We start from the raw sequence: 25,245 nt of genomic DNA on the forward strand, positions 1-25,245 counted from the left end.
GCTAGCTCGCCTCCTGGGGGAGCGTCGAGGATGTGGGGTGCTCGAGATGGGCGGGCGAGGGCCGGTCCCGGCCCGCCCGGTCGTTCCGCAGGTGCCAGTCGACCAGGGCGGGCACCGTGGCGCGCAGCGTCCGCCAGGCGCGGACGCCGGCCGGCAGGGTCCCCGGGCGCAGCAGTTCGCGCTCGGGGGTGTCGACGACGACCCGCAGTACGGCCGCGGGCAGGCCGGGCCGCAGTTCGCTGAGGGCCGCCAGCACGGCGGCGGCCTCCATGTCGACGGCGAGCGCGCCCTGCAGGTGCAGGGCGCGCCGTTCCAGGCCGCGCACCACGTGGTCGGCGGTGTGGTGCACGCCCGTGTGCGCGGTCAGACCGCGCACGGTCAGGGCCCGGGTGAGGTCCGCTCCCGAGCCGACGGTGAAGTGGTTGCCCTCGGCGTCGCGGACGCCGTCCGCGACGATCACGTCGCCGGGGGTGATGCCGGGCGCGACGGAGGCGCCGAATCCGGCCACCACCAGCGCACCGTAGCCACCGGGGGCGCTGGTCAGCAGCCGTCGGACGGTGAGCGAGGCCCGCCGCCGACCGACGCCGGTCCGTACCAGGACGGGCGGGCCGCCGGCCGCGCCGCGCCAGTCCCCGCCGCGCAGGGCCCACAGCTCGGGGCCGAGCGCGCACAGGACCAGCAGGGGGGCGGCGGTCATCGGACCGCCCCCGTCCGGGCCGGGCCGGTGGCCGGGCGGCCGGCCGCGGGGCCACCGTGCAGATAGCGGCCGAGCGCGGTGACCGGGAAGACCAGCCGGTAGAGGTGGTAGTTGATGGAGAAGTCCCACGGGAAGCCGGTGCCGGTGAACTGGGGCTCGTCCCAGGTGCCCTCGGGCAGCTGGGTGCGCACCAGCCAGTCGACGCCGCGCTCGACCGCGGGGTTGGCCCGGCCGTCCGGCCCCTCCCCGGCCGCGAGCAGCGCCATCAGCGCCCAGGCGGTCTGCGAGGCGGTGGAGTCGCCGCGCCCGGCCCAGCGCGCCGGGTCCTCGTAGGAGCGCATGTCCTCGCCCCAGCCGCCGTCGGTGTTCTGGCGGTCCTCCAGCCAGCGGACGGCGCGGCGGATCGCCGGGTGCTCGGCGGGCACGCCGACGGCGACCAGGGCGGGGAGCACCGAACCGGTGCCGTAGATGTAGTTGGTGCCCCAGCGGCCGAACCACGAACCGTCGGCCTCCTGGTTGCGCAGCAGCCACTCGACGCCGCGCCGGGTGCGTGGATCGCGGGCCATGCCGACCTCGGCCAGCATCTCCACGACGTGGGCGGTGACGTCCGCCGACGGCGGGTCGACGACCTCGCCGAAGTCGCAGAACGGCAGCTTGTTCGGCAGGGTGCTGGTGTTGTCGACGTCGAAGGCGCCCCAGGCGCCGTTCTTGGACTGCATGCCGAGGTTCCAGCGCACGGCCCGGTCGACCGAACCGGCCACCTTGGCCGGGTCCGGGTGGGCGACCCGGGCCAGCGCGAGCACCACCTCGGCGGTGTCGTCGATGTCGGGATAGGTGTCGTTCTCGAACTCGAACGCCCAGCCGCCGGGGGCGAGCGAGGGCCGCTGGACGGACCAGTCGCCGCGCTTGGTGATCTCCTCGGCGAGCATCCAGTCGACGGCGGAGACCAGCGCGGGGTGATCGGCCGGGAGTCCGGCGTCGACCAGGGCTACGGTGGCCAGGCAGGTGTCCCAGACCGGTGACTGGCAGGCTTCCAGCCAGCGACGGCCGTCCGGGGTGTGCACGGTGAAGCGGTCGAAGGAGGCGATCCCGGCCCGCATCACCGGGTGGTCGAGTTCGTAGCCCTCCAGGTGCAGGGCGATCAGCGAGTAGACGGCGGGCGGCTGGATGCCGCCCCAGCAGCCGTCGGCCTCCTGGCGCTCGACGATCCAGCGGCACGCCTGGGAGACGGCGAGCCGGCGCAGCGGGCGCAGGGCGCGGTGGTGGTAGGCGTGCAGGGCCTTGTCCAGGCGTTCGAACAGGCCGTCCCAGCTGGTGGCCGGGGCGAGCGGCCGGACCGGGAAGGGGTCGTCCGGGTCGGTGTGCAGCTCGGTGAGCGCGAAGGGGGCGGGGCGTACCGGCCGGTGCGAGGAGACCACGGTCAGCGGAACGATGGTCTGCCGGGCCCAGCAGCCGAAGGCGTAGATGTTGAGGGGGAGCCACCTCGGCAGGAACATGATCTCGGGCGGCATCTCCGGCAGCCGTTCCCAGGGCCACCAGCCGAACAGCGCGAGCCAGATCCGGGTGAAGACCCGGGCGGCGGCGATCCCGCCGGCCGACCGGATCCAGCGCGCGGCGGCCATCATGTGCGGGTCGCCCGGATCGTCGCCGGCGAGTTTGAGGGCGACGTACGCCTCGACGGTGGTGGAGAGCTCGGCCGGCCCGCCGTGGAAGGTGGACCAGGTGCCGTCCTCGCGCTGATGGGAGCGGATCCACTCGGCGGTGGCCTTGGTCTGCTCCTCGGTCCGGATCCCGAGGAACTGCCGGAGCAGTAAGTCCTCGGCGTCCATGGTGACGTTGGTCTCCAGATCGCCCTTCCACCACCCTTCCGAACTCTGCAGGGAGAGCAGGTGGGTGGTGGCACGGGCCAGTGCCTCCTCGGCCGAGGAGGCACCGTCCTGCGGTTGCTCGGTCCGGTCGGCCGACGCGGCGGCGGCCCCCTCGGGCTGCCACTCCCCGGCGCTCAGCAGCGCCGGGGGGAGGCCGCCCACCGCGACCGGCTCGGGATCGTACTCAGGGTCGAGCCGGCCGTCCGCGGTTGCTGTCAACGTAACGTCACCTCTCTCGTACCACCACGAATTCGGCGAGTGCGACGAAGTGCTCGCGCACCACATCGGGCATGGGCACCTCGTCCAGAGCGGCGAGGGCAGTCGTGTGCTGGCGGCGGGCCTCCTCCCGGGTCCAGGCGCGACCGCCGGCCCGCTCGATCAGCAGGGCCCGGGCGGCCAGCTCGGTCTCGCTCTCCTCGCCGCGCCCCTTGGGGTCGGCGAGCTGTTCGGCCAGTTCACGGGAGGCGGCGCCGCCCTCGGCGAGCGCGGCGGCGACCGGCAGGGACTTCTTGCGCTGGCGCAGGTCGCCCCAGTGCGGCTTGCCGGTGACCTCGGTGGCGCCCCAGATGCCGAGCAGGTCGTCGACGGCCTGGAAGGCCAGGCCCAGGTGGTCGCCGAAGCGCTGGAGCGAGTCCGAGACCCGGTCGTCCGCCCCGGCCAGGACGGCGCCGAGCGCGGCTCCGGCGGAGAGCAGGGCGGCGGTCTTGCCGCCCTCCATCTCCAGGCACTCGGCGACGGTGACGGTGTCCCGCTGCTCGAAGGCGACGTCCATCGCCTGCCCGTCGATCAGTCGGCGGCTGGCGGTGTTGAGCAGCCGGACGGCACGCGCGGCGTCGGTGGGGCTCGCGCCGCCCGCGGTCGCGGCGTCGAGGAGCACCTCCGTACCGAGCGTGGCCAGGGCGTCACCGACCAGGATCGCCTGGGCCGGGCCGAAGACCGTCCAGGCGGTGGCCCGGTGGCGCCGGGTCTCGTCACCGTCCATCAGATCATCATGGAGCAGCGAGAAGTTGTGCACCAGTTCAACAGCCACCCCACCGGGCACCCCGGCCTCCGCCGGGGCACCGGCGGCCTGGGCCGAAAGCAGGGCCAGGGTGGGGCGCACGGCCTTTCCGCCGTCCCCCGCGACCGGCGTGCCGTCCCGGTCGATCCAGCCGAAGTGGTAGGCCGCGACGGTGTCCATCGGTGCCGCCAGCCGGGCGACGGCGGCCCTCAGCGGCGGGGTGCAGAGCGCGCGGGTGCGATTGAGCAGGTCCGGCACCGAGACCGGTCCGGCAGGTGCCGTGCCTCCGCCGACGGTGCCGGTGCGTGACTCCACGTACGTTCCCTCTCCCTGGTGGTGCCTGGCCGCGTGGGACGGCCCGAGGCTGGCGGTGATGGTGCGGCCGGGCCCGGCGCGGCCGGTGACGGCGGTGGCGCCCCCGGGGCCGAACGGGTCGACACCCGCTCTGGCGGGTTCGCCGAGGTCCCCGGCGAACGAGGCGCCGGTCACCTCGGCCACCTCCCGTCGCCGCGGTCGGCCGGGCCGGGCCGTCCGTCGGCGGCCGGCGCCGCGTCGGCGGCGGCGTGACCGCTGCGAACGGCCCCCTCCATGGTCGCGGGCCAGCCGGTGGCCGTCCACGCGCCGGCCAGCAGCAGGCCGGGGACGGCCGTGCGAGGGCCGGGGCGCAGCGCGGCGGTGCCCGGGGCCGGGTCGAAGGTGGCGGTGCGCTCGCGGGTGACGAAGAAGTCCAGGACCTCGGCCCCGCCGGCGGCGGGCAGCAGCCGGGCCAGCTCCGGCAGGTAGCGGCGGCGCAGCTCGGCGACCGGCAGGTCGATCTCGTCCTGCACGGCGGACTGCGAGAGCGCCAGGTACTGGGCGCCGGGGTGGGCCGCGCCGAGCGGGGTGCCGGCCAGCCCGGAGTGCGCGGTGCGGTCGAAGACCCACTGCACGGGCGAGCCGAGCGCGGCGAAGAACGGCCGGCGCAGCACCTTGCGGTCGTAGATCACGTGGACGTTGAGGATCGGCGAGGTGCCGAACCGGGCGAGCCGGTCCTGGCGGTCCACCGCGTCCGGCGGCAGCAGTTCCGCCGCGGCGTCCTGGGCGCCGGCCAGGACCACCGTCTCGGCGGTGAGCGGTTCGGCGCCGCCCTCCAGTCGGACGGTGTGCTGCGGGACGGCCGGCTTGAGCTCGGTGACCCGGGTGCGCAGCAGCACCTTGACCCCGGCGCGCTCCAGCTCGGCGAGCGCCCGGTCGTGGTGGATGGTGCCGAGCGGCACGGCGGCCATGCCGATGTCGGAGGCCCCGGGGTCGGAGAGCAGGCCGGTCTTGAACACCATCGCGGCCAGTGCCAGCGACACCTGGTCGGCCCTGGCGTTCAGGGTGGCCACGCCGACGAGGTCCCACAGCGCGGCGACGGTCCGCTCGTTCTGGCCCTGCCGGCGCAGCCAGTCGCCGAAGGAGACGGCGTCCAGGGCCGGGTCGGCGAGGTCGAGGCGGCGCAGCGCGAGCGCGCCGCGGACCACCCGGGCCCGGTCTGCCGGGCCGAGGTGCGGGTAGCGGGCCAGGCTGCCGGCCAGGTGCAGCGGTACCGGCAGCGCGGCGCGGCCGAGCCGGCCCAGGGTGCGGACCGGCGCGTCGGCGGGCCCGGAGACGCCCAGGACGGGCACGTCCAGCCGTTCCTGGAGGTGGACCAGCCGGTTGGCCCCGAGACGCTCCAGCAGGCCCCGGTAGGCGGTGCAGCAGCGCAGGTAGACGTGCTGGCCGTTGTCGACGGTCAGCTCCCCGCGCCGGAAGGAGAAGGCCAGGCCGCCGAGGCGGGGCCGGCTCTCGGCGAGGGTGACCCGGTGGCCCGCCTCCGCCAGCCGCAGCGCGGCGGTGATGCCCGCCAGACCGCCGCCGACCACGACCGCGGCCGGGCGCGCGGCGTCGGCTCGCCCGGTCATCGGACCTCCCCCTCGCGTCCGGCGCCCGGTCCGGTCGTGACCGGGGCGCCCGTGATCAGTGCCGTCGGGTCCGCGGTCGGTGCGGCCGGGCCCGACCCGACGGTCAACAGGGCTCTACCCATAAGTGATTCCCCGCTGACACAGCGTGACAGAACTGTGGCAAGAATCAAGAACGCCCCCCGGCGAGCCCGGAAAGCGCGACGTACGCCTTCTCCCAGCCCGGCAGCGACACCCGGCCGCGCAGCACCGACTCCGGGTCGGCGGCGATCCGGCCGAGCAGCCGGTGGTAGATGCCCGCCATGGCGGCGGTGCAGGCCCGGCTGCGGCGGTCGAGCATCGGCAGCAGCCGCAGGCCCTCCTCGAACGCCGCCTGGGCGCGGGCCGCCTCGAAGGAGACCAGCCCGACGAAGTCGGCCCCGACCGGGGGCCTGGGCCGGGCGAAGCCCTCCTGGCAGCCGAACCGGACGAGGTCCTCCATCGGCAGGTAGGTGCGGCCGTTGAGGGCGTCCTCGCGCAGGTCGCGCAGGATGTTGGTGAGCTGGAGCGCCAGGCCGAGGGTGTCGGCGTAGCGGGCTCCGCGCTCGGGGTCCTCGCAGCCGTAGACGCCGAGCGACAGCCGGCCGATGGCCCCCGCGACGCACCGGCAGTAGACCTTGAGTTCCTCGTAGGTCTGGTACTCGGCGCCCTTGAGGTCCATCTCGACGCCGTCGATCAGCTCGTCGAAGCCGCCGAGGTCGATCGGGAAGCGCCGGGCGGTGTCCGCGAGCGCGACCTTGATCGGGTCGGTGTCGTCCTCCGCGACGGAGCCGGCCCGGATCTCGTCGAGTATTTCGCGGGTGCGCAGCAGCGCCTCCGCCTTGCGGTCGGCCGGGAGCTCGCCGTCGCCGATGTCGTCCACCCGGCGCGCCAGCGCGTACAGGGCCGACATGGCCAGCCGCTTCGGCTCGGGCAGCAGCCTGATGCCGTAGCTGAAGTTGCGGGCCTGCAGTCCGGTCACTGCCTCGCAGTACCGGTAGGCCGCCATGACCGGAGCCGACGCCAGTGGTGATGCCGCCACGCGGGCGTTCACCTTCCCTTCGCGAAGATGGCCGCCGCCTTCGCTGCGAGGCGGCGCTTGTCCGGCTTCGCCTGCTGGGCGAGCACGTCGTACCCGGCGCCCTCGACGGCCGCCAGGGCCGCGTACCCGCCCGCGGTGAATCCCGCGAGGAGCAGTCGAAGCCTCCCCCGAACCGTACCTACCAACGGCGCACCTCGGTCGAGCAGGGTGCGGGCACGGTCCGCCTCGAACCGGATCAGCTCGCGGACGGGGGCCCCGGCGCTCGGCGCGGCGAGGTCGGCCTCGGTGACGCCGAAGCGTTCGAGGTCCTCGGCGGGCAGGTAGATCCGGCCCCGGGCGAGGTCCTCGGCCACGTCCTGGAGGTGCTCGACGATCTGCAGGGCCCGGCAGATGTCGTCGGACATCGCGATCCGCTCGGGGGTGGAGACGCCGGCGAGGGCCAGGACCAGGCGGCCGACCGGGTCGGCGGAGAGCGTGCAGTAGGCGATCAGCTCGTCGTAGTCCCGGTAGCGGGTGGTGGTCTGGTCGACCCGGTTGGCCTCGATCAGGCGGCGGAACGGCTCCGGGGTGAGTCCGTGCCGGTCGACCAGCGGGACCAGCGGGCGCATCAGCGGGTGCCGGGGGGCGTCACCGCGGGCGGGGTCGAGGGCGGTCTCGAAGACCCGGTCGAGGTCCCGTTCCAGGCCGTCCAGCAGGGCGAGGCGGAACGCGGTGTCGGCCGCGGAGGGCAGGTCCGGGGCGGGTGGGCCGGACTGGGCCGAAGGGGTGAGTCCGGGGTCCGCGGACGGGCTCCCGGACGAGGTTCCGGTCGAGGTTCGGGTCGGGGTCCCGGTCGGTCCCGCGGACGGCTCCGGCGGCGCGGGCACGCCGAGCAGCTCGGCGGTGCCGGCCGGGTCGGGGAGGTCGCCGTCGCCCGCGTCGTCCACCAGCCGGGCGAAGCCGTAGACCGTCATGAGGTCGTCGCGCCACGCGGCGGGCAGGAAGAACGGGGCGACCGGGAAGTTCTCCGCGCTCGCCTTCGCCAGGGTCGCCGCGCCCGCGGCGCCGGTTTCCGGGCGTCCGCCTCCGGGCGGGGACTCACTACTGGGCTGGGCCGAAGCCGACACTGCTGTCACTCCCCCGTTCTACACCGCTCAAGTGATCGGCCCGAGTCGGACACGCGTCCGATCACGGGAGTCCCGTCCGGCACACCACCCCCGCGCCCACAGCCTGACACCGACGCCCGCGCCGGAGAAGAGCGCCTCACCCGGCGCACGGGGCGCTCACCCGGGCGGCGGCGGGCCACCCGGGGCACGACGGGGCCGGGACGGGGGCGCGCGAACGACGGGGCCGGTCCCGGGTCTCGCCCCGGGACCGGCCCCGTCGTCCGGACCGGTGCCGTACTACGGACGCTCGCCGCGCTCGTAGGCGAGCACGACCTCCTCGGTCGGACCGTCCATGATCAGCTCGCCGGCCTCGATCCAGATCGTCCGCTCGCAGGTCTCGCGGATCGACGCGTTGTCGTGGCTGACCAGGAAGACCGTACCGGCCTCCGCCCGCAGCTCCTCGATCCGCTTCTTGCTGCGGGCCTGGAACGCCTGGTCGCCGGTGGCCAGCGCCTCGTCGATGAGCAGCACGTCGTGGGTCTTGGCGGCCGCGATCGCGAAGCGCAGCCGGGCACCCATGCCGGAGGAGTAGGTGCGCATCGGCAACGAGATGAAGTCGCCCTTCTCGTTGATGCCCGAGAACTCGACGATGTCCTGATAGCGGGCGCGCACGTCGGCCGGGGACATGCCCATGGCGAGGCAGCCGAGGACGACGTTGCGCTCACCGGTCAGCTCGTTCATCAGCGCGGCGTTGACGCCGAGCAGCGAGGGCTGGCCGTTGGTGTAGATGCCGCCCTTCTCGGTCGGCAGCAGACCGGCGATGGCCGCCAGCATGGTGGACTTGCCGGAACCGTTGGAGCCGATCAGGCCGATCGCCTCGCCCTTGTACGCGGTGAAGCTGACGCCCTTCACCGCGTGCACCTCGCGGACGCCGGACGACCGCTTGCGGCTGATGATCCGGCTCAGCGCGGAGGTGGCGCTGCCCTTGCCGGAGCCCGCCCCGTGCACCCGGTAGACGATGTGCACGTCGTCGACCACCACGGTGGGGTCGCGAGCCACGTCGGCGTCGAACACCTTGCGGCGGGGGACTGCGTCGTCCAGGTCCTTGCGCAGGTGGGCCCCTCGAACATCGGTGTCAGCCACGGCCGTACTCCTCCTCAGCCTTCCAGAAGAAGACGTATCCGACGACCAGCATGCCCACGCCCCAGGCGATGGCGTACTTCCACTGGTGCGGCGGGAACTCCAGGAACACCTTCTCGTGCTTGTTGTAGATGATCGGCGCCAACGCGTGCCGTACCAGGTCGATGTAGACCGAGGCCGGGTTGAGCTCCATCACCTTCTGCCAGAACGGCGGCCAGTCCTTGATCTTGTCCGAGATGCTGTACATGACGCCGGAGAGGAACAGCCAGGCGCGCATCGCGAACGGGATCAGCTGGGAGATGTCGCTGGTCTTGGCACCGATCCGGGAGAAGATCAGGGCGACACCGGTGTTGAACATCGACTGCAGCAGCAGCGCGGGGATCACCAGGATCCAGGTCCGGCCCGGTTCGATGCCGTTCAGGAGGACGACGGCGAACAGCACGACCATCGAGATCAGCAGCTGCTGGAGCTGGATCACGGTGAACGCGATCGGCAGCGAGGCACGCGGGAAGTGCAGCGCCCGGATCAGCCCGAGGTTGTCCGAGATCGCCCGGGTGCCGGACTGCACCGCGTTCTGGGTGAACTGGAAGATGAAGACGCCGATGCAGAGCCAGGCGACGTAGTACGGGTTGTCGTCCTTGTTCTTCAGGATCTCGCCGAAGACCAGGTAGAACACCGCGCAGTTCAGCAGCGGCGTCACGACCTGCCAGACCTGCCCGAGCTTGGCGTCGGTGTACTGGGCCACCAGGCGCGCGGTGGCGAAGGCCCAGATGAAGTGGCGCCGGGCCCAGAGCTGCTTCGAGTAGGCGAACAGGCCGGGCCTTCTGCCGCTCACCGACAGGCCGTACTTTTCCGCGAGCTGCTTGGGGGTCAGGCCCGCGTCCGCCCCCCTCGGGGCTGAGAGGCTGACGGGTTCACTCACTGTCGACACATTCGTCCTTCGCGCGGGATCGTCGGGGCGGGCCGGTCGACGGGGGTCCGCCGGCCTTGCGCCGATGGGGATCCACTCGGATCTCGGGGGGTGCGGCCGGTGTGTGGTCACCGGCCCGGCGACCGGCCTACCGTCCGGTCACCAGAGGTCACCGGGGGGTGACCGGACAGATCAGATGACCGGCGGTCGGCCCAGCCTGGTCAGTCGCCAAACGGTACGCCATCGCATGGGCCGTCGCGTACCGCAGGGTTCGCGCCAGCCCGCCCGGAACCCGCCCAGCCAGGCCCTGAACGCCTCCGGGGAGGGTCGGCGGGCCAGCGTCAGCAGGAACCAGGTTCCCAGGTACAGAGGCACCAACGGGGCCGGAAGGTTCCGTCTCGCGAGCCAAACCCTGTTCCGGGCCACGTTGTGGAAGTACGAGGCGTGCCGGGCGGGCGAGGTGGTGGGGTGGTGCAGCACCACGTCGGCCCGGTAGTCGATGGCCCAGCCCGCGTCCAGCGCGCGCCAGGCGAGGTCGGTCTCCTCGTGGGCGTAGAAGAACTCCGCGGGCAGCTGACCGGCGTTCTCGAACACCGCGCAGCGCACCGCGCTCGCCCCGCCGAGGAAGGTGGTGACCCGGGAGGAGCGGAGCGGGTCGCTCGCGCGCAGCCGGGGCACGTGCCGGCGCTGGGTGACGCCGGTCTCCGGGTCGGCGATCCGGAAGCTCACGATGCCGAGCTCCGGGTCGGCCGTGAACGCCTCGCGCAGCAGCCGGGCCGCGTCGGTGCCGGGCAGCCGGCCGTCGTCGTCCAGGAACAGCACCGCGTCGACGTCCCGGCCGTCGCGGCCGAACAGCTCGATGCCGACGTTGCGGCCGCCCGGGATGCCGAGGTTCTCCGGCAGCTCGACCGCGCGCACGCCGGACGGGAGCGGCGGCAGCGGGGCGCCGTTGGCGACCACGGCCAGCTCGACGGCCGGGCCCCGCTGGACGCGGACCGACTCGATCAGCGCGGTCAGCTCGTCCGGGCGGTTGCCCATGGTGATGATCACCGCGCCGAGCCGGAAGGTGTCGGCGGCGGTGCTGTCGGCCGCGTCCGCGGTCCGGTGCGCCGCTGTCACGTCGCTCACCGGAGCCTGCTCGACAGGACGATGCTCAGCAGGTGCAGCACGGTCTGCAGCATCGCGATGGCGGCCAGCACGACCACAGCGATCCGGGTGAAGAAAAGACCGCCGTGCACCAGGTCGGCGACGCCGGCCGCGAGCACGAACAACGACGCCTCGACCGCGCCGACCAGCCGGTGGAACTTGAGCAGCGAGGCCGCCCGGCGGGCCCTGGCGACACCGGCCGAGCGCGGCACCGAGGCGCTGTCCTCGACCGCGGTCAGGCCGCTGCGGGCACGGGCCACGTCGACCAGGTCGGTCTCCGACTTGATCAGGATCGCGCCGAGCGCGGCGAGGGTACCGAGGAAGGCCCACTCCCACTGCGCGGCGCTGCCCTCGCGGTGCAGCAGGTCGGTGGCGCGCAGGCCGAGGCCGGTCAGCAGCGCCGCCTCGGACATGTAGTGGCCGACCCGGTCCAGGTAGACACCGGTGAGCGAGGTCTGCCGGCGCCAGCGGGCCACCTCGCCGTCCACGCAGTCCAGCAGCAGGTAGAGCTGGATCAGCAGGGCCGCCAGCACCGCGCCGGCGATCCCGGGGACGATCAGCGCGGCACCGGCCAGGATGCCCGTGAGCATCATCAGGTAGGTCAGACCGTTGGGCGTGATCGCGGTGACCGTGGAGAGCACGCGGGTGATCCGCAGCGAGATCCGCCGCATGTAGAGCCGGCCGGCCCAGTGCTCCGCACTGCGGCGCTGGAGCATGCCCTCCGGATGGATGACCGCGCGCAGTTCCTCGATCGAGGGGCGGCGGGTCAGGTCGACCGGCGGCGTGGACCCGGCGGCGGAACGGTCAGCTGTTGACGGCTTGGACATAGTCGGCGTACGCGTCCCTGATTGCGGAAGGGGAGAGGTCGAGGTGTTCGAGGATGGTGAAACGGCCCGGCCGGGTATTCGGAGCGTAGTGCACCGCCTCGGTGAACTCCGCCTCGGTGAAGCCGATCTGAGCCGCGGTCACCGGCAGCCCGTGGTGCGCCAGGCGCTCCACGATCAGACCGGTCAGCTCGCGCTCGCCCCGCAGGAAGCTGGCGAAGGCGGCGCCGAGGCCGACCTGCTCGCCGTGCTGGGCGGACCGCTTGGGATACAGCACGTCCAGGGCATGCGAGATCTCGTGGCAGGCGCCCGACGAGGGCCGGGTGCTGCCAGCGATGTTCATCGCGATGCCGGACAGTACCAGTGCCTCGGCGAGGGCGGTGAGGAAGCCCTGATCCTGAAGGTTTCCTGGATGCCGGAGCAGGTTCTCGCCCGCCGAGCGGGCCATCGCGACGGCCAGTCCGTCCACCGGTTCGCCGGTCTCGGCGTGCGACAACTCCCAGTCGGCGCAGGCCGAGATGTTGGAGACGATGTCGCCGATGCCGGCCGCGACGAAGCGTGACGGGGCGCCCTGGATCACGTCCAGGTCGATCACGATGCCGATCGGGCTCGGCACCCCGTAGGAGCCGCGCCCGGCGTCGTTGTCGAGGGTGGAGACCGGCGAGCAGATGCCGTCGTGGGCCAGGTTGGTCGGGACCGAGACCAGCGGCAGGCCGAGCCGCGCGGCCGCGTACTTGGCCACGTCGATGATCTTGCCGCCGCCCAGGGCCACGATGGTGTCGTAGTGGCCGCCGCGCACGCCGCCGCGGATCCCGTCGGCCAGCCGCACCGCGCTGTCGAGGCTGCCGTCCGCCACGCTGTACCAGTCGGCGCCGGGCAGGGCCGGCTCCAACCGGGCCCGCAGCACCGAACCCGAGCCGTTGCTGATCGCCACCGCGATCCGGCCCGAGGCGGACAGCCGCTGGTCGGCGAGGATGCCGCCGAGCGCGTCCAGCGCCCCCGGGCGGATCTCCACGAAGAGCGGCGACGGCACCAGTCGGGTCAGTACTGGCACGCGATCTCCCGCGCCTTCGCCAGGTCGTCGTGGTTGTCGACCTCCACCCAGGAGACCTCGCCGATCGGCTGGACGTCGATCCGCAGGCCGCGGTCCACCATCTCCTGGTAGCCGTCCTCGTAGTACAGCTGCGGGTCGCGCTCGTAGGTGGCGCGCAGCGCGTCGGTGAGGTCGGCGGCGGCGGCCGGGTTGATCACGGTGAGACCGATGTACTCGCCGGTGGCATCCGCCGGGTCCATCAGCTTGGTGATGCGGCGCATCCCGGCGGCCGGGTCGACGATCACCTTCATCTCCTCGTCGGCGAGCTTCTTCACCGTGTCGAGGGCGAGCAGGATGCCGGGCGCGCGGCCCTCGGCGGTCAGCCGGGCGTTGCCCTCCAGCATGGTGCGCTGGACCGACGCGGGGTGGACGGTGTCGCCGTTGGCGAGCAGCAGGCCCTCGGTGAAGAGCTCGCGGGCGCACCAGAGCGAGTAGGCGTTGTTCCACTCCTCGGCCTTGTCGTTCTCGACCAGGGTGAGCCTGACACCGTACTTCCGCTCCAGCGCCTCCTTGCGCTCCTCGACGGCCTCCTTGCGGTAGCCGACGACGATCGCCGCCTCGCGCAGGCCGACCTCGGCGAAGTTGCCGAGGGTGAGGTCCAGGACGGTCCGCTCCCCGTCGACCGGCACCAGCGCCTTGGGCAGGGTGTCGGTGTACGGGCGCAGCCGGCGGCCGGCGCCGGCTGCCAGAACGAGGCCGATCATGCGGGTCTCCTGATCCTTCGTGCTGGGCGCGGCGGCGCCCGGCTCCGGGGGGTCTTCGGGTCACCGGCGCGGGCGCGCCGGGGCCGCCGAGATGCGGCCGCGGTGTCCTATGTGATGGTAGGCGACCACGACTACCTGCCAGAACGCGGCCGGGCACTCGAACACACATCGAACACATTCCGAACGGTTCTGCTAATCCGACACCCGTCCCGAGCCCCCGGGCGCCCCCTTCCCGCCGGGTTGTGCGTCGGGCCCCTCCCCCGTGCCACCCGTACGGCAGACTGGGGCGCGACGCCACCGGTGCGTGCCGTGGTTGCCCCCCGTGCTCCCGAAGCTGCCGAAAGAGGCCACATGCCCCAGAGCCTGCCGACCGATCCGACCGCCCCCGCCGGGCTGGACACCGGCCTCGACACCGGCCTGGACACCGGCCTCGACGTCGAGACGGACGTCGCCCCCACCGGGGCCGCCGGCACTCCGGAGGAGATCCTGCTGGAGCTGGTCGACGACGAGGGCGTGACCATCGGCACCGGGGAGAAGCACTGGGCGCACCAGCAGCCCGGACGGCTGCACCGGGCGTTCTCGGTCTTCCTCTTCGACCGGCAGGGCCGGATGCTGCTCCAGCGCCGGGCCCTCGGCAAGTACCACTCCCCCGGGGTCTGGTCGAACACCTGCTGCGGCCACCCGTACCCCGACGAGCCGCCCTTCGTGGCCGCCGCCCGGCGCACCGCGGAGGAGCTGGGCGTCGCCCCGGCACTGCTCTGCGAGGCGGGCACGGTCCGCTACGACCTGCCGGACGAGGCCACGGGTCTGATCGAGCGGGAGTGGAACCACCTGTTCGTGGGTCTGGTCACCGCGCCGGTGCGGCCCAACCCGGACGAGGTGGACGACTACGCCTTCGTGACCGCCGAGGAACTGCGCGAGCTGGAGGCCGAGCGGCCGTTCTCGGTCTGGTTCCGGACCGTCCTCGAAGCCGCCCTGCCGGGGATCCGCGAGATCGCCGGGAAGGACTGGTAGCCGGAGGGCTCCGGCCGACCGCCCCGGGCGGGGCCGCCCCGCGGCGGCCCCGGCCCCCGGCAAGGGCCCAGGCCCTAGCCCGGCCGCCGGCCGGGCTCCTCGCGCGGGAGGGGCAGCGAGGCCCAGATGACCTTGCCGCCCTGCCCCGCCTGTTCCACGTCGCACACACCGCCGGCCTGCAGCGTGACGCTCTTGACCAGCAGCAGCCCGCGGCCGCCGGTACGCCCGGTGTCGGCCGCCAGGGCCTTCGGCCGGTACGGGTCGCCGTCCTCGACCGAGACCCGCACCCAGCCGCCCCGCACCGCCAGCTCGGTGGTCACCTCCGGCGACAGCTCCGCGGCGTGGGTGACCGCGTTGCCGACCAGCTCCGAGACGATCAGCAGCAGGTCGTCCACCAGCTCCTGGTAGCGGATCTCCGCCATGCCCTGGGCCAGCAGCCGGTCCCGCACGGCGTGCCGGGTCCGTGGGACCGAAGCCTGCTCCGCGGGCACGGTGAAGCGCCACACCCCCTCGACCGGACCGCCGCGCGCCACCTCCGACGCGGCGGTCACCCGTTTCTCCGGCGCCGTCGGCGCCGTCTCTTCCTCGCTGATCCGCTCCACGTCCAGCCGCCCTTCGTCCGCGACCCCGGGAATCAGGCGTTCCGCTCATGGCGCCCTCGGTGCACAGAGGCTAGGAGAGCCACCCCCGGGGCCGTGGCACCGTCGACAACTTGCCCGTGTCGGATCAGAGCTGAGCGATACCGATCGTTCATCGAGCACAAGTCGACCGTTAACCGTCCTTGAACCACCGGTTCGCGCACAGCAGCGATCCGTACCGCCGCCCCCCACCATCCCGACCGGGGAAACGCAGGTGAGAAGCACTCCGAAACCCTGGTAATGTTCTCTCTGTCGCCGAGGGGGCGAGCAGAAAGCCCCCGAAGCACACACCCCGTCCGGGTGGCGGAATGGCAGACGCGCTAGCTTGAGGTGCTAGTGCCCTTTATCGGGCGTGGGGGTTCAAGTCCCCCCTCGGACACCATGGATTCCCCGTGGGAACTCGCAAGAGTTTCCCACGGGGAATTTCTTTTTTCCCGGAGCCCTTCGAGGGCGCCTCCCTCGCACGCCCCGCACACTCCCGCCGGTCGTCCCCGCGCGCCCCCGCCGAAGGTCAGAGGTTCGGACACGAGATGGCAACGATCGGGTGTTTTGCGGCGAATCTGAGGTCCCGCTGAGGTTTCGCCCGATTTCGCCGCTTAGGCTCTTCCCGTTTGTCCGGAAAGCCAAGTGACACGATGAGACAGAGGACCGATACGGTGAGTGAACCCGAGTCGACAACGGCATCCCACCAGCACTACCGCCGCTCGCTCGGCACCATCAGCCTCACCGCGGTCGGACTCGGATCGATCATCGGCTCCGGCTGGCTCTTCGGGGCCGAGCGGGCCGCCCGGCTGGCCGGACCGGCCTCGATCGTCGCCTGGGTGATCGGCGCGGCCGTCGCCCTGACCATCGCCCTCACCTACAGCGAACTCGGCTCGATGTTCCCCAAGGCCGGCGGCATGGTCCGGTACGGCCAGTACTCGCACGGCTCGCTGGCCGGGTACCTGGCCGCCTGGGCCAACTGGATCGCGATCGTCTCGGTCATCCCCGGCGAGGCCACCGCCTCGGTGCAGTACATGAGCTCCTGGGACTTCGGCTGGGCCAAGGGCCTCTTCGACGGGCAGGAGCTGTCCGTCAGCGGCGTGGCCGTGGCCAGTGTGCTGCTGCTCGTCTACTTCGGGCTGAACTGGTTCGCGATCACGCTGTTCGCCAAGACCAACACGGCGATCACGGTGTTCAAGGTCGTCGTCCCCACCCTCACCGCGGGCGCCCTGCTGCTGGCGCACTTCGACACCGATCACTTCACCGACCACGGCGGCTTCGCGCCGAACGGCTGGAGCGCGGTGTTCACGGCGGTGGCCGTCTCCGGCATCGTCTGGGCCTTCAACGGCTTCCAGTCGCCGCTGAACCTGGCCGGTGAGGCCCGTGACCCCGGCAAGTCGCTGCCCAAGGCCGTGATCGGCTCGATCCTGATCGCCCTGGTGATCTACGTCGCGCTGCAGATCGCCTTCCTCGGCGCCGTCCCGACCGCCGACCTGGCCAACGGCTGGGGCGGCCTCGGCTACACCTCGCCGCTGGCGGACCTCGCCATCGCCTGGGGCCTGAACTGGCTCGCGCTGCTGCTGTACGCGGACGCCTTCGTCTCCCCCAGCGGCACCGGCATGATCTACGCCGCCACCACCTCCCGGATGATCCACGGCGTCCAGGAGAACGGCCACCTGCCGAAGCTCTTCGGCCGGGTCGACCCGAAGACCGGCATCCCGCGCCCGGCGCTGGTGCTCAACCTGGTCGTCGCCTTCTGCTTCCTCGCGGTCTTCCGCGGCTGGGGCTCGCTCGCCGAGATCGTCTCGGTGGCCACCGTGATCTCCTACGTCACCGGACCGGTCGCCGTGATGGCGCTGCGCCGCCTGGCGCCCGAGCTCCCCCGGCCGGTCCGGCTGCGCGCGATGCCGGTGATCGCCCCGGTCGCCATGATCTTCGGCTCGCTCGTCCTCTACTGGGCCCGCTGGCCGCTCACCGGAAAGGTCATCCTGCTGATGGCCGCCGGCCTGCCGATCTGGGCCTGGTACGAGCTGCGCAAGCCGTTCGCCGAGCTGAAGCCGCACCTCAGGGCCGGCGCCTGGATGGTCGCCTACCTGTTCGTGATGGCCGGGGTCTCCTGGGCCGGCTCCACCGACTTCGGCGGCCGGGGCTACCTCCCCGAAGGCTGGGACCTGCTGGTCGTCGCGCTGATCGCGCTCGCCTTCTACGCCTGGGGCGTCCGCAGCGCCTGGGAGAACCCCAGTCTCGCCGCCGTCAGGCTGGAACTCGCCGGGACCGCCGCGGCGGAGGGCGCCGAGGACGGGGCCGCCGTGACCGCCGCGCAGGAGCCGGCCGGGGCCCCGCGCGGCTGAGGCCGCGACCGCCCGCCGTCCGCCGTCCGTCAGGAGGGGCGCCCCCGGTGAGTCCCGGGCGGCGCCCCTCCGTCGCTGTCGGCGGGGCGCGGAATACTGGGTCCCATGCCGCCCACCGCCTCCTCCCCCTCCGTCGCGGCCCGCATGAGCCGCCAGGCGTCCCGCGACACCGCGCAGGAGCTGGCCGTCCGGCGGCTGCTGTTCCGCTGGGGCCTGCGCTACCGGGTGAACGCCAAGGTCCCGGGGCTGCCCCGACGGACCGTGGACATCCTGTTCCCCGGGCCGAAGGTCGCGGTCTTCCTCGACGGCTGCTTCTGGCACGGCTGTCCCGACCACGCGACCAGCCCGAAGTCCAACGCCGAGTGGTGGCGCGCCAAGCTGGACCGCAACGTCAGCCGCGACCGGGACACCACGCGCCACCTCACCGAGGACGGCTGGACGGTCCTGCGGTTCTGGGAGCACGAACCTCCGGCCACCGTCGCCGGACGCGTCTGGACCCGACTCCGCCCGGACGGACCCGCACCGGAGGCGGCGACACCCGGCGACGCTCCCTGAGCCGCTCCCCGAGCCCTTTCCCGCGGCCCCCGCGGGTCAGCCGCGGCGGGCGCGGCGGATGGCGGAGGTGACGACCGGGGGGAGGAGGTCGCCGACGGCGCGCTTGGCGACGTTGGCGGGGCGGCGGCGTTCGGCGGCGCGGGCGCGACGGTCGGCGAGGTCGCGGTCGGCGTCCTCGCGGTCGCGCTCGGCGGTGCGGAACGCCTCCTCGGCGTCCCGGTGCTCGGCCTCGGCGGCCAGCCTGGCGTGGTGGCGGGACACCCGGAACGGTTCGGCGCCCGCGTCGCTGCCGCTGATCCGGACCAGCCGGTGGCTGTCGAGCGCCTCGCTGACGATGTCGCAGTGCGGCAGCGTGCCCCGGCGGGCCAGCAGGTCGAGCTGGGCCGGATCCGGGTCGCCCCAGGTGCCGTAGAACTTGCTGTCGGTCACCACGATCGGCCGCAGTCCGTGGTTGAACACCGCTTCCCAGGTGGCGGCGGCGACACCCGGGGTGTGGGCGGAGCGGTAGTCGTCCAGGACCACGACGCCTTCGGGGGCGAGCGCCGTGCGGGCCACCTGGATGTCCTCGGCGACGTGCTCGTAGAGGTGCGAGGCGTCGATGTGGATGAAGCGGAAGGCGCCGGGCGCGACCCGGCCGCCGCCCAGGGTCGAGGTCGGGGCCTGGACGATCTCCGGCAGCCGCTCGTTGAAGGCGAGGTAGTTGATCTCGAAGGCGGTGCGGGTCAGCGTCCTGCGGTAGGACATGTCCATCTCGGCCGCGTTCTCGTCGTCCGGGGCGTCGGAGTCGAACAGGTCGCAGACCGTGAAGGACTCCCCCGGCTGGAGGTGCGAGCCGATGACGATCGCGCTGCGACCCAGGTAGGCGCCCATCTCCATGAGGTCACCGGAGCGGCCGGCCTTCTCCTGCCGGCCGAGGAACCAGTCGAAGAGGTGACGGTCCTGGTCCCAGAACCACCCGGGGACGTCGTCGAGCACCGCCGGTTCGGCAGGTCGCTGCTGGTCTGCACTGAGTGCGGCGTCTGTCACGAGGCGGCTCCTAACACGGTACGAACGACCAGTGGGCACGATCTCCGGCCCGGGGCCCGCCTCCGCGGTCCTGCGACGATCCGGGCGGTCCGCGTCCGGGGCCGGAACGCGGTCCGGGCGGACGGGGGCGGCCCGGCCTGGCTCCAACCGTAGTCCGGGGCTCCCGAGTGCGCTGCAATCTACTCGCCGCGGAGCGGAGTTGCGCGGACTCGGAGCAAAGAATTTCGGCCCCGGCCGTTTGTGCGCGGACTTGACCGAGGCCCGTGCGCGCCGTGGGAGCGGGTTCGTCCATAGTGCAGTCCGGCCATCCGATTGTCATCAGCACGGCGCCCGGCGGGGCGGGGCCGCCGCCCCGCCGGGTGGGTGCCGCGGATCAGGCCAGGTCGACGCCCGGGTAGAGCGGGAAGCCGGAGAGCAGGTCGGCGGCGCGCTTCGCGACACCCTCGGCGACCGCCGGGTCCAGCGCGTACTGGGCCCGGGACGGCGCACCGGCGGCGGTGGTGGCCGGGGCGGCGGCGCGCAGCACGGTGTCGATCAGGGCGGCGATCCCGTCCATCTCGGCGGTACCGAGGCCCCGGGTGGTGAGCGCGGGGGTGCCGATCCGCACGCCCGAGGTGTACCAGGCGCCGTTCGGGTCGTTGGGCACGGAGTTGCGGTTGGTGACGATGCCGGAGTCCAGCAGCGCGGCCTCGGCCTGGCGGCCGGTCAGGCCGTGGCCGGAGACGTCGACGAGCACGAGGTGGTTGTCGGTGCCGCCGGTGACCAGGGTGCCGCCGCGGCGCAGCAGCCCCTCGGCGAGCGCCCGCGCGTTGTCGACGACCCGCTGGGCGTAGTCCCGGAACTCGGGGCGCCGGGCCTCGGCGAGGGCGACCGCCTTGGCGGCCATGACGTGCGGGAGCGGGCCGCCGAGCACCAGCGGGCAGCCCCGGTCGACGTGCTCGGCGAGTTCCTCGGCGCAGAGCACCATGCCGCCGCGCGGGCCGCGCAGCGACTTGTGGGTGGTGGTGGTGACGATGTGGGCGTGGGCCACCGGGTCCTCGTCGCCGGTGAACACCTTGCCCGCGACCAGGCCCGCGAAGTGGGCCATGTCGACCATCAGGGTGGCGCCGACCTCGTCGGCGATCTCGCGCATCCGGCGGAAGTCGACCCGGCGCGGGTAGGCGGAGTAGCCGGCCACCAGGATCAGCGGGCGGAACTCCCGGGCGGTGGCGCGCAGCGCGTCGTAGTCGATGAGGCCGGTGGCCGGGTCGGTGCCGTAGCTGCGCTGCTCGAACATCTTGCCGGAGATGTTGGGGCGGAAGCCGTGGGTCAGGTGGCCGCCGGTGTCCAGGGACATGCCGAGCATCCGCTGGTTGCCGAGTTCCCGGCGCAGCTCGGCCCAGTCCGCCTCGGTGAGGTCGTTGACGTTGCGGACCTTGGCGCGCTCCAGGGCGGGGCTCTCGACCCGCTGGGAGAGGACGGCCCAGAAGGCGGTCAGGTTGGCGTCGATGCCGGAGTGCGGCTGGACGTAGGCGTGGTCGGCGCCGAAGAGGGCGCGGGCGTGCTCGGCGGCGACGGTCTCGACGGTGTCGACGTTGCGGCAGCCGGCGTAGAAGCGGCGGCCCGCGGTGCCCTCGGCGTACTTGTCGCTGAGCCAGTTGCCCATGGTGAGCAGGACGGCCGGGGAGGCGTAGTTCTCGCTGGCGATGAGCTTGAGCGAGGCGCGCTGGTCGGCGATCTCCTGGCCGATGGCGGCGGCGATCCGCGGTTCGACCTCGCGGACCACGTCCAGGGCGGAGCGGAAGGCGGTGTTGGCGGCGGGGGTGGCGGCCGTGTGCGGCTGCTGGGCCATGGCGGTCTCCTGGAGGGGAGGTCGGGGGGCCCAGGCGCTCGGCAACTGCGTCGTGATTCGGCACGGGGCCGCTTCCCGATGGTCGATTCCATCCGTGCGCGCCAGTCGCGGCCCGCCGGAATCGTACCAACGCCGGGCGGCCTGTGGCGGAGATCTCAGAATGCGGGACAGCGGCGGACATGACATCCCTTTTGTCCGCTTGAGCCCGTTCTTGTGCTACGGCTGTATTGCGGCGGAATGAAGCCGTCACCATTCCCGAAACAAAGCCCGGAAACACTTCTCCGAAGCCTCCGGAATGATTTGCGGAAAGTCCTCGGTGTCCGATCTGATGGCGCTCGGCGGCGCCCCCGGGAAACCCCCGGGAGGCCGCCCGGAAATGTACGTCGGTGCACCCGTACCCATGGGGCGGCACGGAATTCGGGGAGTACTCCTGTCATGGCAGTGGTCGAACACGTCGCCGCATCGGACGCGCCGCCCCTGCGGCCCGCCCCGCCGGGGCTGCTGCGCCGGATCTGCCGGGACCGCACCGGGGCCGTCGCGCTCGGCGTGGTGGCGCTCTTCCTGCTGCTCGCCCTGGCCGCCCCGCTGATCGCCGCCCTGTACGGGAAGAACCCGGCCGAGCACTACGGCCAGAACACTCCCGGCCTGCTCAGCGACGGCGGCCTGCCGATCGCGCCGAACGGCGGTGTCTCCGCGGAGTTCTGGTTCGGTCTGGAGCCCGGCCTGGGCCGCGACGTGTTCACCCAGCTGCTCTACGGCATCCGCACCTCGCTGCTGATCGCCTTCGCCTCCGCCGCCGTCACCACGGCCCTCGGGGTGCTGGCCGGGGTCGCGGTGGGCTACCTCGGCGGTGTCACCGACCGGGTCTTCGGCTTCTTCTCCAATGTCCTGCTGGCGTTCCCGACCCTGCTCCTGCTGCTCGCGCTCAGCCCGGTGATCCAGTCCCGGCTGGTGGACCCGGGCACCGCGGAACCGGAGTGGATGCAGTTCCTGGTCCTGGTGCTGGTGTTCTCCGCGTTCGGCTGGATTCCGCTCGCGCTTTCCCTGCGCGCCACCGTCCGCTCACTCCGGGAAAGGGATTTCGTGCAGTCCGCCCGGGCGATGGGCGCGGGCGGGTTCCACATCGTGGTCCGGGAACTCCTGCCGAATGTCCGGGCGCAGCTGCTGGTGCACGCCACCATGGCGGTGCCGGCCTTCGTCGCCTCGGAAGCGGTGCTGTCCTTCCTCGGGGTGGGCATCAACGAGCCGGTCCCGGACTGGGGCCGGATGATCTCCCGCGGCTCCGAGGTGTTCCGGGCCGACCCGACGTACATGTTCTTCCCCGGCGTCGCGCTGCTGCTCTTCGTGCTCGCCTTCAACCTGCTCGGCGACGCCGTCCGGGACGCCCTGGACCCGCGGGCCGCCCGCTGAGGCCGTCCCCGGCCCTCCCCTCCCGCGACCCCGGCCCTCCCCGGCCCGGCCGCGCGGTCCGACCGACCGCCCTTCCTTCCGCTGTCCACCCGACAGTTCACCCGACCGCCCCGGAGATCCCGGGGCAAGGAGAGATTCGCCATGCGCTGGATCAGACCGTCCCTCGCCGTCCTCGCGACCGCCCTGCTGGCGACCTCCTGCTCGGCCGGCGCGGGTTCCACCTCCCCGGCCGGCGGCACCGCGGCAGGGGACGCCCCGCCGCTGACCGCCGCGCTCGGCACCGAGCAGGAGAGCGCCGGCCCGGCCCCCGCCGTCCCCGGCGCCCGCCCCGGCGGCACGGTGAACGTCTACAACGCCACCGATTTCCGGCACCTCGACCCGCAGAAGGTGTACGCGGGCGCCGCCTACAACACCTCGCTGCTCTGGGGCCGCCAGCTGACCCAGTACCAGGTGGTCGACGGCAAGGCCAAGCTGGTCGGTGACCTCGCCACCGACACCGGCACCGCCAGCGACGACGGCCGCACCTGGACGTACCGGCTGAAGGAGGGCGTGACCTGGGAGGACGGTCAGCCGATCACCTCCCAGCAGGTCAAGTACGGCATCGAGCGCTCCTTCGGCAAGGGCTACGAGGTCGGCCCGCCGTACTGGCCGCAGTGGCTGACCGGCGAGAGCAGCTACGACGAGGCGCGCAAGAAGTACGCCGGCCCGCAGGACGGCGACCTGGCCGCGATCGGGACCCCGGACGACCGCACCCTGGTGTTCCACTTCCCGCAGCCGCAGGCCGACGTGCCGTACATGGCCGCGCAGTCCTCCTCCTCGCCGGTGCGCAAGGACAAGGACACCGGCACCGACTACGACCGGCAGCCCTTCGCCACCGGGCCGTACCGGATCGTCGAGCACGTCCAGAACACCCGGCTGGTACTGGAGCGCAACCCGCACTGGAAGGCGGAGACCGACCCGGTCCGCAGCCAGTACCCGGAGAAGTTCGTCTTCACCTTCGGGAAGGAGGCGCTCAACATCAACCAGGAGATCCTCTCCGGGCGCGACGGCGGCGCGGACGCCACCACGGTCGCCACCCAGCTCTCCCCCGAGCTCTACCAGACCGTGGACACCGACCCGAAGGCCAAGGACCTGGTCGTCTCCGGCCGGCAGGGCGCCTTCGTCACCTACCTCATGGTGAACAACGAGCGGGTGACCGACCCCGAGGTCCGCAGGGCCCTCAACCTCGCCTACCCGCGCCAGCAGGCCCGGCAGGTCCTCGGTGGCAGCCGGGCGGGCGAGCTCGCCAGCACCCTCAGCTCGCCCGCCCTGGTCGGCTGGGAGAAGTACGACCTGAACCCGGCGCGGCCGGAGGGCGACCCGGACGCCGCGAAGGCCGTGCTCGCCAAGGCCGCGCAGCCGCCCGCCGCGCTGACCTACGCGTACGCCAACACCCCGAACGGCCAGCGGGTCGCGCAGGTGCTCGTCGACGGCTTCGCCAAGGCGGGCATCACCGTCGTGCCCAAGCCGATCGACCCGAAGGCCCTGCTGGACGAGGCGCACCGCGCCGACTCCCCCTACGACCTGTGGGAGGAGACCAGCTCGGTCGACTGGCCGACGCCCTCCACCCTGATCCCGTTCTCCTTCGACGGGCGCGCCAACAGCGACCTCAACTCCGCCCGCTACCGCAACGGCGAGGTGGACAGGGAGATCGACCGGATCAACGGGATCGGCGAGCCGAGGGCCAAGGCCAAGGAGCTGTACGCGCTGGAGCGGACGGTGATGAAGGACCTGCCGGTGCTGCCGTTCGCCTACCCGACCGTCAACCAGCTGCGCGGGGCCAACGTCGGCGGCGCGTTCATCCACCCGATCTACGGGTCCGTCGGCCTCACCTGGCTCTACCTGAAGTCCTGACACCCACACACCCCCGGTGGTCCCGCCGCCCGCCCCGCGCGGCGGGCGGCGGGACCACCGACACCCCCATCGACCGCGACGCCCACCGACCCCGGACCGGCCACCATGCTCTCCTTCGCCCTGCGGCGGATCCTCCAGGCGCTCGCCGTCCTGGCCGCCGTCTCCGCCGCCGCCTTCGCCCTCTTCTACGCCGCCCCCGCCGACCCGGCCCGCGCCGCCTGCGGCCCGCGCTGCGACACCGGTCAGGTCGCGGCGGTCCGCGCGAGCATGGGCCTGGACCAGCCGCTGCTCACCCAGTACACCGACTATCTGACCGGGATCGTGGTCGGCCGCGACGTCCAGGACGTCGACGGCTCCACCCTGCACTGCGACGCGCCGTGCCTCGGCTACTCCTACCGACTGCACCAGCCGGTCACCGAGGCCCTGGTCGACCACCTGCCGGTGACCGTCTCGCTGGCGGCGGGCGCGCTCGCCGTCCTGGTGGTGTTCGGGCTCGGCACCGGCTTCGTCGCCGCGCTGCGGCACGGCACCCGGACCGACCGGCTGCTCTCCGGCTTCACCCTGGTCGGCGCCAGCGTGCAGATCTACTTCCTCGGCTACGTCGCCCAGTGGGGCCTGGTCTACACCACCGGGCTGCTGCCGCTGCCCTCCTACACCCCGCCGGCCACCGACCTCGCGGCCTGGGCGGGCGGCATGCTGCTCCCCTGGATCGTGCTCGGCTTCGTCAACTCGGCCGTTTTCGCCCGGCTCTCGCGCTCCCAGCTGCTGGAGACGATGAACGAGGAGTACGTCCGCACCGCGCGCGGCAAGGGCCTCGGCCGGCTCCGGGCGCACCTCAAGTACACCGCGCGCGGCGCCGCCGGACCGCTGGTGCAGCTGCTCGGCCTGGAGGCGGGGGCGCTGCTCGGCGGCGCGGTGATCACCGAGACGGTGTTCGGGCTGAACGGCGTGGGCCGGTTCGCCACCGAGGCCGTCGAGGGGCAGGACCTGCCGGCCGTGGTCGGGGCCGTGCTGCTCGCCGCCTGCTTCGTCGTGCTGTTCGTCGCGCTGGCCGATCTGGTGATCGCCTGGCTCGATCCGCGCATCCGCCTCGGCTGAA

The 25,245-nt window shown here is 72.9% G+C and carries 21 protein-coding genes, 1 tRNA gene and 1 riboswitch; of the genes, 7 read left to right on the forward strand and 15 right to left on the reverse strand.

Annotated features, from left to right (window positions below):
* Position 1: 1 nt before the first annotated feature.
* The 12 genes from ACIQ9P_RS17490 to ACIQ9P_RS17545 form a co-directional block, all read right to left on the reverse strand.
* Positions 2–697 carry a 1-hydroxy-2-methyl-2-butenyl 4-diphosphate reductase gene (locus ACIQ9P_RS17490; protein ID WP_402356010.1) on the reverse strand — a complete coding sequence of 232 codons (696 nt, stop codon included), beginning with the start codon at positions 695–697 and terminating at the stop codon, positions 2–4.
* Positions 694–2,784: a squalene--hopene cyclase gene (gene shc, locus ACIQ9P_RS17495; RefSeq protein WP_402356013.1), complete on the reverse strand. Its 2,091-nt coding sequence runs from the start codon at positions 2,782–2,784 to the stop codon at positions 694–696. The genes ACIQ9P_RS17490 and shc overlap by 4 nt, the downstream gene beginning before the upstream one ends.
* Positions 2,785–2,791: 7 nt before the next feature.
* Positions 2,792–3,880 carry a polyprenyl synthetase family protein gene (locus tag ACIQ9P_RS17500; RefSeq protein ID WP_402356991.1) on the reverse strand — a complete coding sequence of 363 codons (1,089 nt, stop codon included), beginning with the start codon at positions 3,878–3,880 and terminating at the stop codon, positions 2,792–2,794.
* Positions 3,881–4,050: 170 nt separating this feature from the next.
* Entirely contained in the window at positions 4,051–5,487 is a 1,437-nt protein-coding gene (hpnE, locus tag ACIQ9P_RS17505; protein ID WP_402356016.1) for a hydroxysqualene dehydroxylase HpnE, read from the reverse strand.
* Positions 5,488–5,653: 166 nt separating this feature from the next.
* Positions 5,654–6,511 (reverse strand): presqualene diphosphate synthase HpnD, encoded by an 858-nt coding sequence (gene hpnD / locus ACIQ9P_RS17510; RefSeq protein WP_402356019.1) that lies wholly within the window; start codon positions 6,509–6,511, stop codon positions 5,654–5,656.
* 41 nt (positions 6,512–6,552) lie between these two features.
* Positions 6,553–7,569 carry a squalene synthase HpnC gene (hpnC, locus tag ACIQ9P_RS17515; protein WP_402356994.1) on the reverse strand — a complete coding sequence of 339 codons (1,017 nt, stop codon included), beginning with the start codon at positions 7,567–7,569 and terminating at the stop codon, positions 6,553–6,555.
* Between the two features lie 357 nt (positions 7,570–7,926).
* On the reverse strand, positions 7,927–8,703 hold the full coding sequence (locus tag ACIQ9P_RS17520) for an ABC transporter ATP-binding protein (RefSeq protein ID WP_402356997.1): 777 nt from the start codon (positions 8,701–8,703) through the stop codon (positions 7,927–7,929).
* A gap of 61 nt (positions 8,704–8,764) precedes the next feature.
* Positions 8,765–9,700, reverse strand: coding sequence for an ABC transporter permease (locus tag ACIQ9P_RS17525; protein WP_402356022.1), 936 nt, complete (start codon positions 9,698–9,700; stop codon positions 8,765–8,767).
* Between the two features lie 171 nt (positions 9,701–9,871).
* Complete coding sequence (locus ACIQ9P_RS17530) at positions 9,872–10,717, reverse strand: glycosyltransferase family 2 protein (protein ID WP_402357000.1); 846 nt, start codon at positions 10,715–10,717, stop codon at positions 9,872–9,874.
* A gap of 86 nt (positions 10,718–10,803) precedes the next feature.
* On the reverse strand, positions 10,804–11,541 hold the full coding sequence (locus ACIQ9P_RS17535) for a CDP-alcohol phosphatidyltransferase family protein (RefSeq protein WP_402357003.1): 738 nt from the start codon (positions 11,539–11,541) through the stop codon (positions 10,804–10,806).
* Positions 11,542–11,629: 88 nt separating this feature from the next.
* The gene (locus ACIQ9P_RS17540; RefSeq protein WP_402356025.1) at positions 11,630–12,703 is read right to left on the reverse strand and encodes an iron-containing alcohol dehydrogenase family protein; all 1,074 of its coding nucleotides are present in this window, start codon (positions 12,701–12,703) and stop codon (positions 11,630–11,632) included.
* On the reverse strand, positions 12,691–13,446 hold the full coding sequence (locus tag ACIQ9P_RS17545) for a sugar phosphate nucleotidyltransferase (protein WP_402356028.1): 756 nt from the start codon (positions 13,444–13,446) through the stop codon (positions 12,691–12,693). Before ACIQ9P_RS17545 ends, ACIQ9P_RS17540 begins: the two co-directional genes overlap by 13 nt.
* Before the next feature lie 351 nt (positions 13,447–13,797).
* Between ACIQ9P_RS17545 and idi the strand changes: the two genes are divergently transcribed.
* A complete protein-coding gene (gene idi / locus ACIQ9P_RS17550; RefSeq protein ID WP_402356031.1) occupies positions 13,798–14,460 on the forward strand; it encodes an isopentenyl-diphosphate Delta-isomerase in 663 nt (220 codons plus the stop codon).
* Positions 14,461–14,534: 74 nt separating this feature from the next.
* Here idi and ACIQ9P_RS17555 read toward each other — a convergent pair whose 3' ends face one another.
* Entirely contained in the window at positions 14,535–15,011 is a 477-nt protein-coding gene (locus ACIQ9P_RS17555; protein ID WP_402356034.1) for an ATP-binding protein, read from the reverse strand.
* 381 nt (positions 15,012–15,392) lie between these two features.
* Between ACIQ9P_RS17555 and ACIQ9P_RS17560 the strand changes: the two genes are divergently transcribed.
* The 3 genes from ACIQ9P_RS17560 to ACIQ9P_RS17570 all read left to right on the forward strand — a co-directional run bounded on the left by ACIQ9P_RS17560 (position 15,393) and on the right by ACIQ9P_RS17570 (position 17,986).
* Positions 15,393–15,480 (forward strand) — tRNA-Leu (locus tag ACIQ9P_RS17560).
* A gap of 274 nt (positions 15,481–15,754) precedes the next feature.
* Positions 15,755–17,431 carry an APC family permease gene (locus ACIQ9P_RS17565; protein WP_402356037.1) on the forward strand — a complete coding sequence of 559 codons (1,677 nt, stop codon included), beginning with the start codon at positions 15,755–15,757 and terminating at the stop codon, positions 17,429–17,431.
* Positions 17,432–17,536: 105 nt separating this feature from the next.
* A complete protein-coding gene (locus ACIQ9P_RS17570) occupies positions 17,537–17,986 on the forward strand; it encodes a very short patch repair endonuclease (RefSeq protein ID WP_402356040.1) in 450 nt (149 codons plus the stop codon).
* 36 nt (positions 17,987–18,022) lie between these two features.
* Here the strand turns inward: ACIQ9P_RS17570 and ACIQ9P_RS17575 are convergent, their stop codons facing one another.
* Together ACIQ9P_RS17575 and ACIQ9P_RS17580 are read right to left on the reverse strand one after the other, a co-directional pair.
* Positions 18,023–19,012 (reverse strand): class I SAM-dependent methyltransferase, encoded by a 990-nt coding sequence (locus ACIQ9P_RS17575; RefSeq protein ID WP_402356043.1) that lies wholly within the window; start codon positions 19,010–19,012, stop codon positions 18,023–18,025.
* Between the two features lie 373 nt (positions 19,013–19,385).
* Positions 19,386–20,843 carry a glycine hydroxymethyltransferase gene (locus ACIQ9P_RS17580; protein WP_402356046.1) on the reverse strand — a complete coding sequence of 486 codons (1,458 nt, stop codon included), beginning with the start codon at positions 20,841–20,843 and terminating at the stop codon, positions 19,386–19,388.
* Between the two features lie 21 nt (positions 20,844–20,864).
* Positions 20,865–20,962: riboswitch (ZMP/ZTP riboswitch) on the reverse strand.
* A 316-nt stretch (positions 20,963–21,278) separates the two neighbouring features.
* Here ACIQ9P_RS17580 and ACIQ9P_RS17585 point away from each other — a divergent pair.
* From ACIQ9P_RS17585 to ACIQ9P_RS17595, 3 genes are all read left to right on the forward strand, one after another.
* Entirely contained in the window at positions 21,279–22,253 is a 975-nt protein-coding gene (locus ACIQ9P_RS17585) for an ABC transporter permease (protein ID WP_402356049.1), read from the forward strand.
* Between the two features lie 141 nt (positions 22,254–22,394).
* The gene (locus tag ACIQ9P_RS17590; protein ID WP_402356052.1) at positions 22,395–24,146 is read left to right on the forward strand and encodes an ABC transporter substrate-binding protein; all 1,752 of its coding nucleotides are present in this window, start codon (positions 22,395–22,397) and stop codon (positions 24,144–24,146) included.
* Between the two features lie 105 nt (positions 24,147–24,251).
* Positions 24,252–25,244 (forward strand): ABC transporter permease, encoded by a 993-nt coding sequence (locus ACIQ9P_RS17595; RefSeq protein WP_402356055.1) that lies wholly within the window; start codon positions 24,252–24,254, stop codon positions 25,242–25,244.
* The last annotated feature ends 1 nt before the right edge of the window (position 25,245 follow it).

The sequence above is a fragment of the Kitasatospora sp. NPDC094019 genome (assembly GCF_044764505.1).
Classification (GTDB): Bacteria; Actinomycetota; Actinomycetes; order Streptomycetales; family Streptomycetaceae; genus Kitasatospora.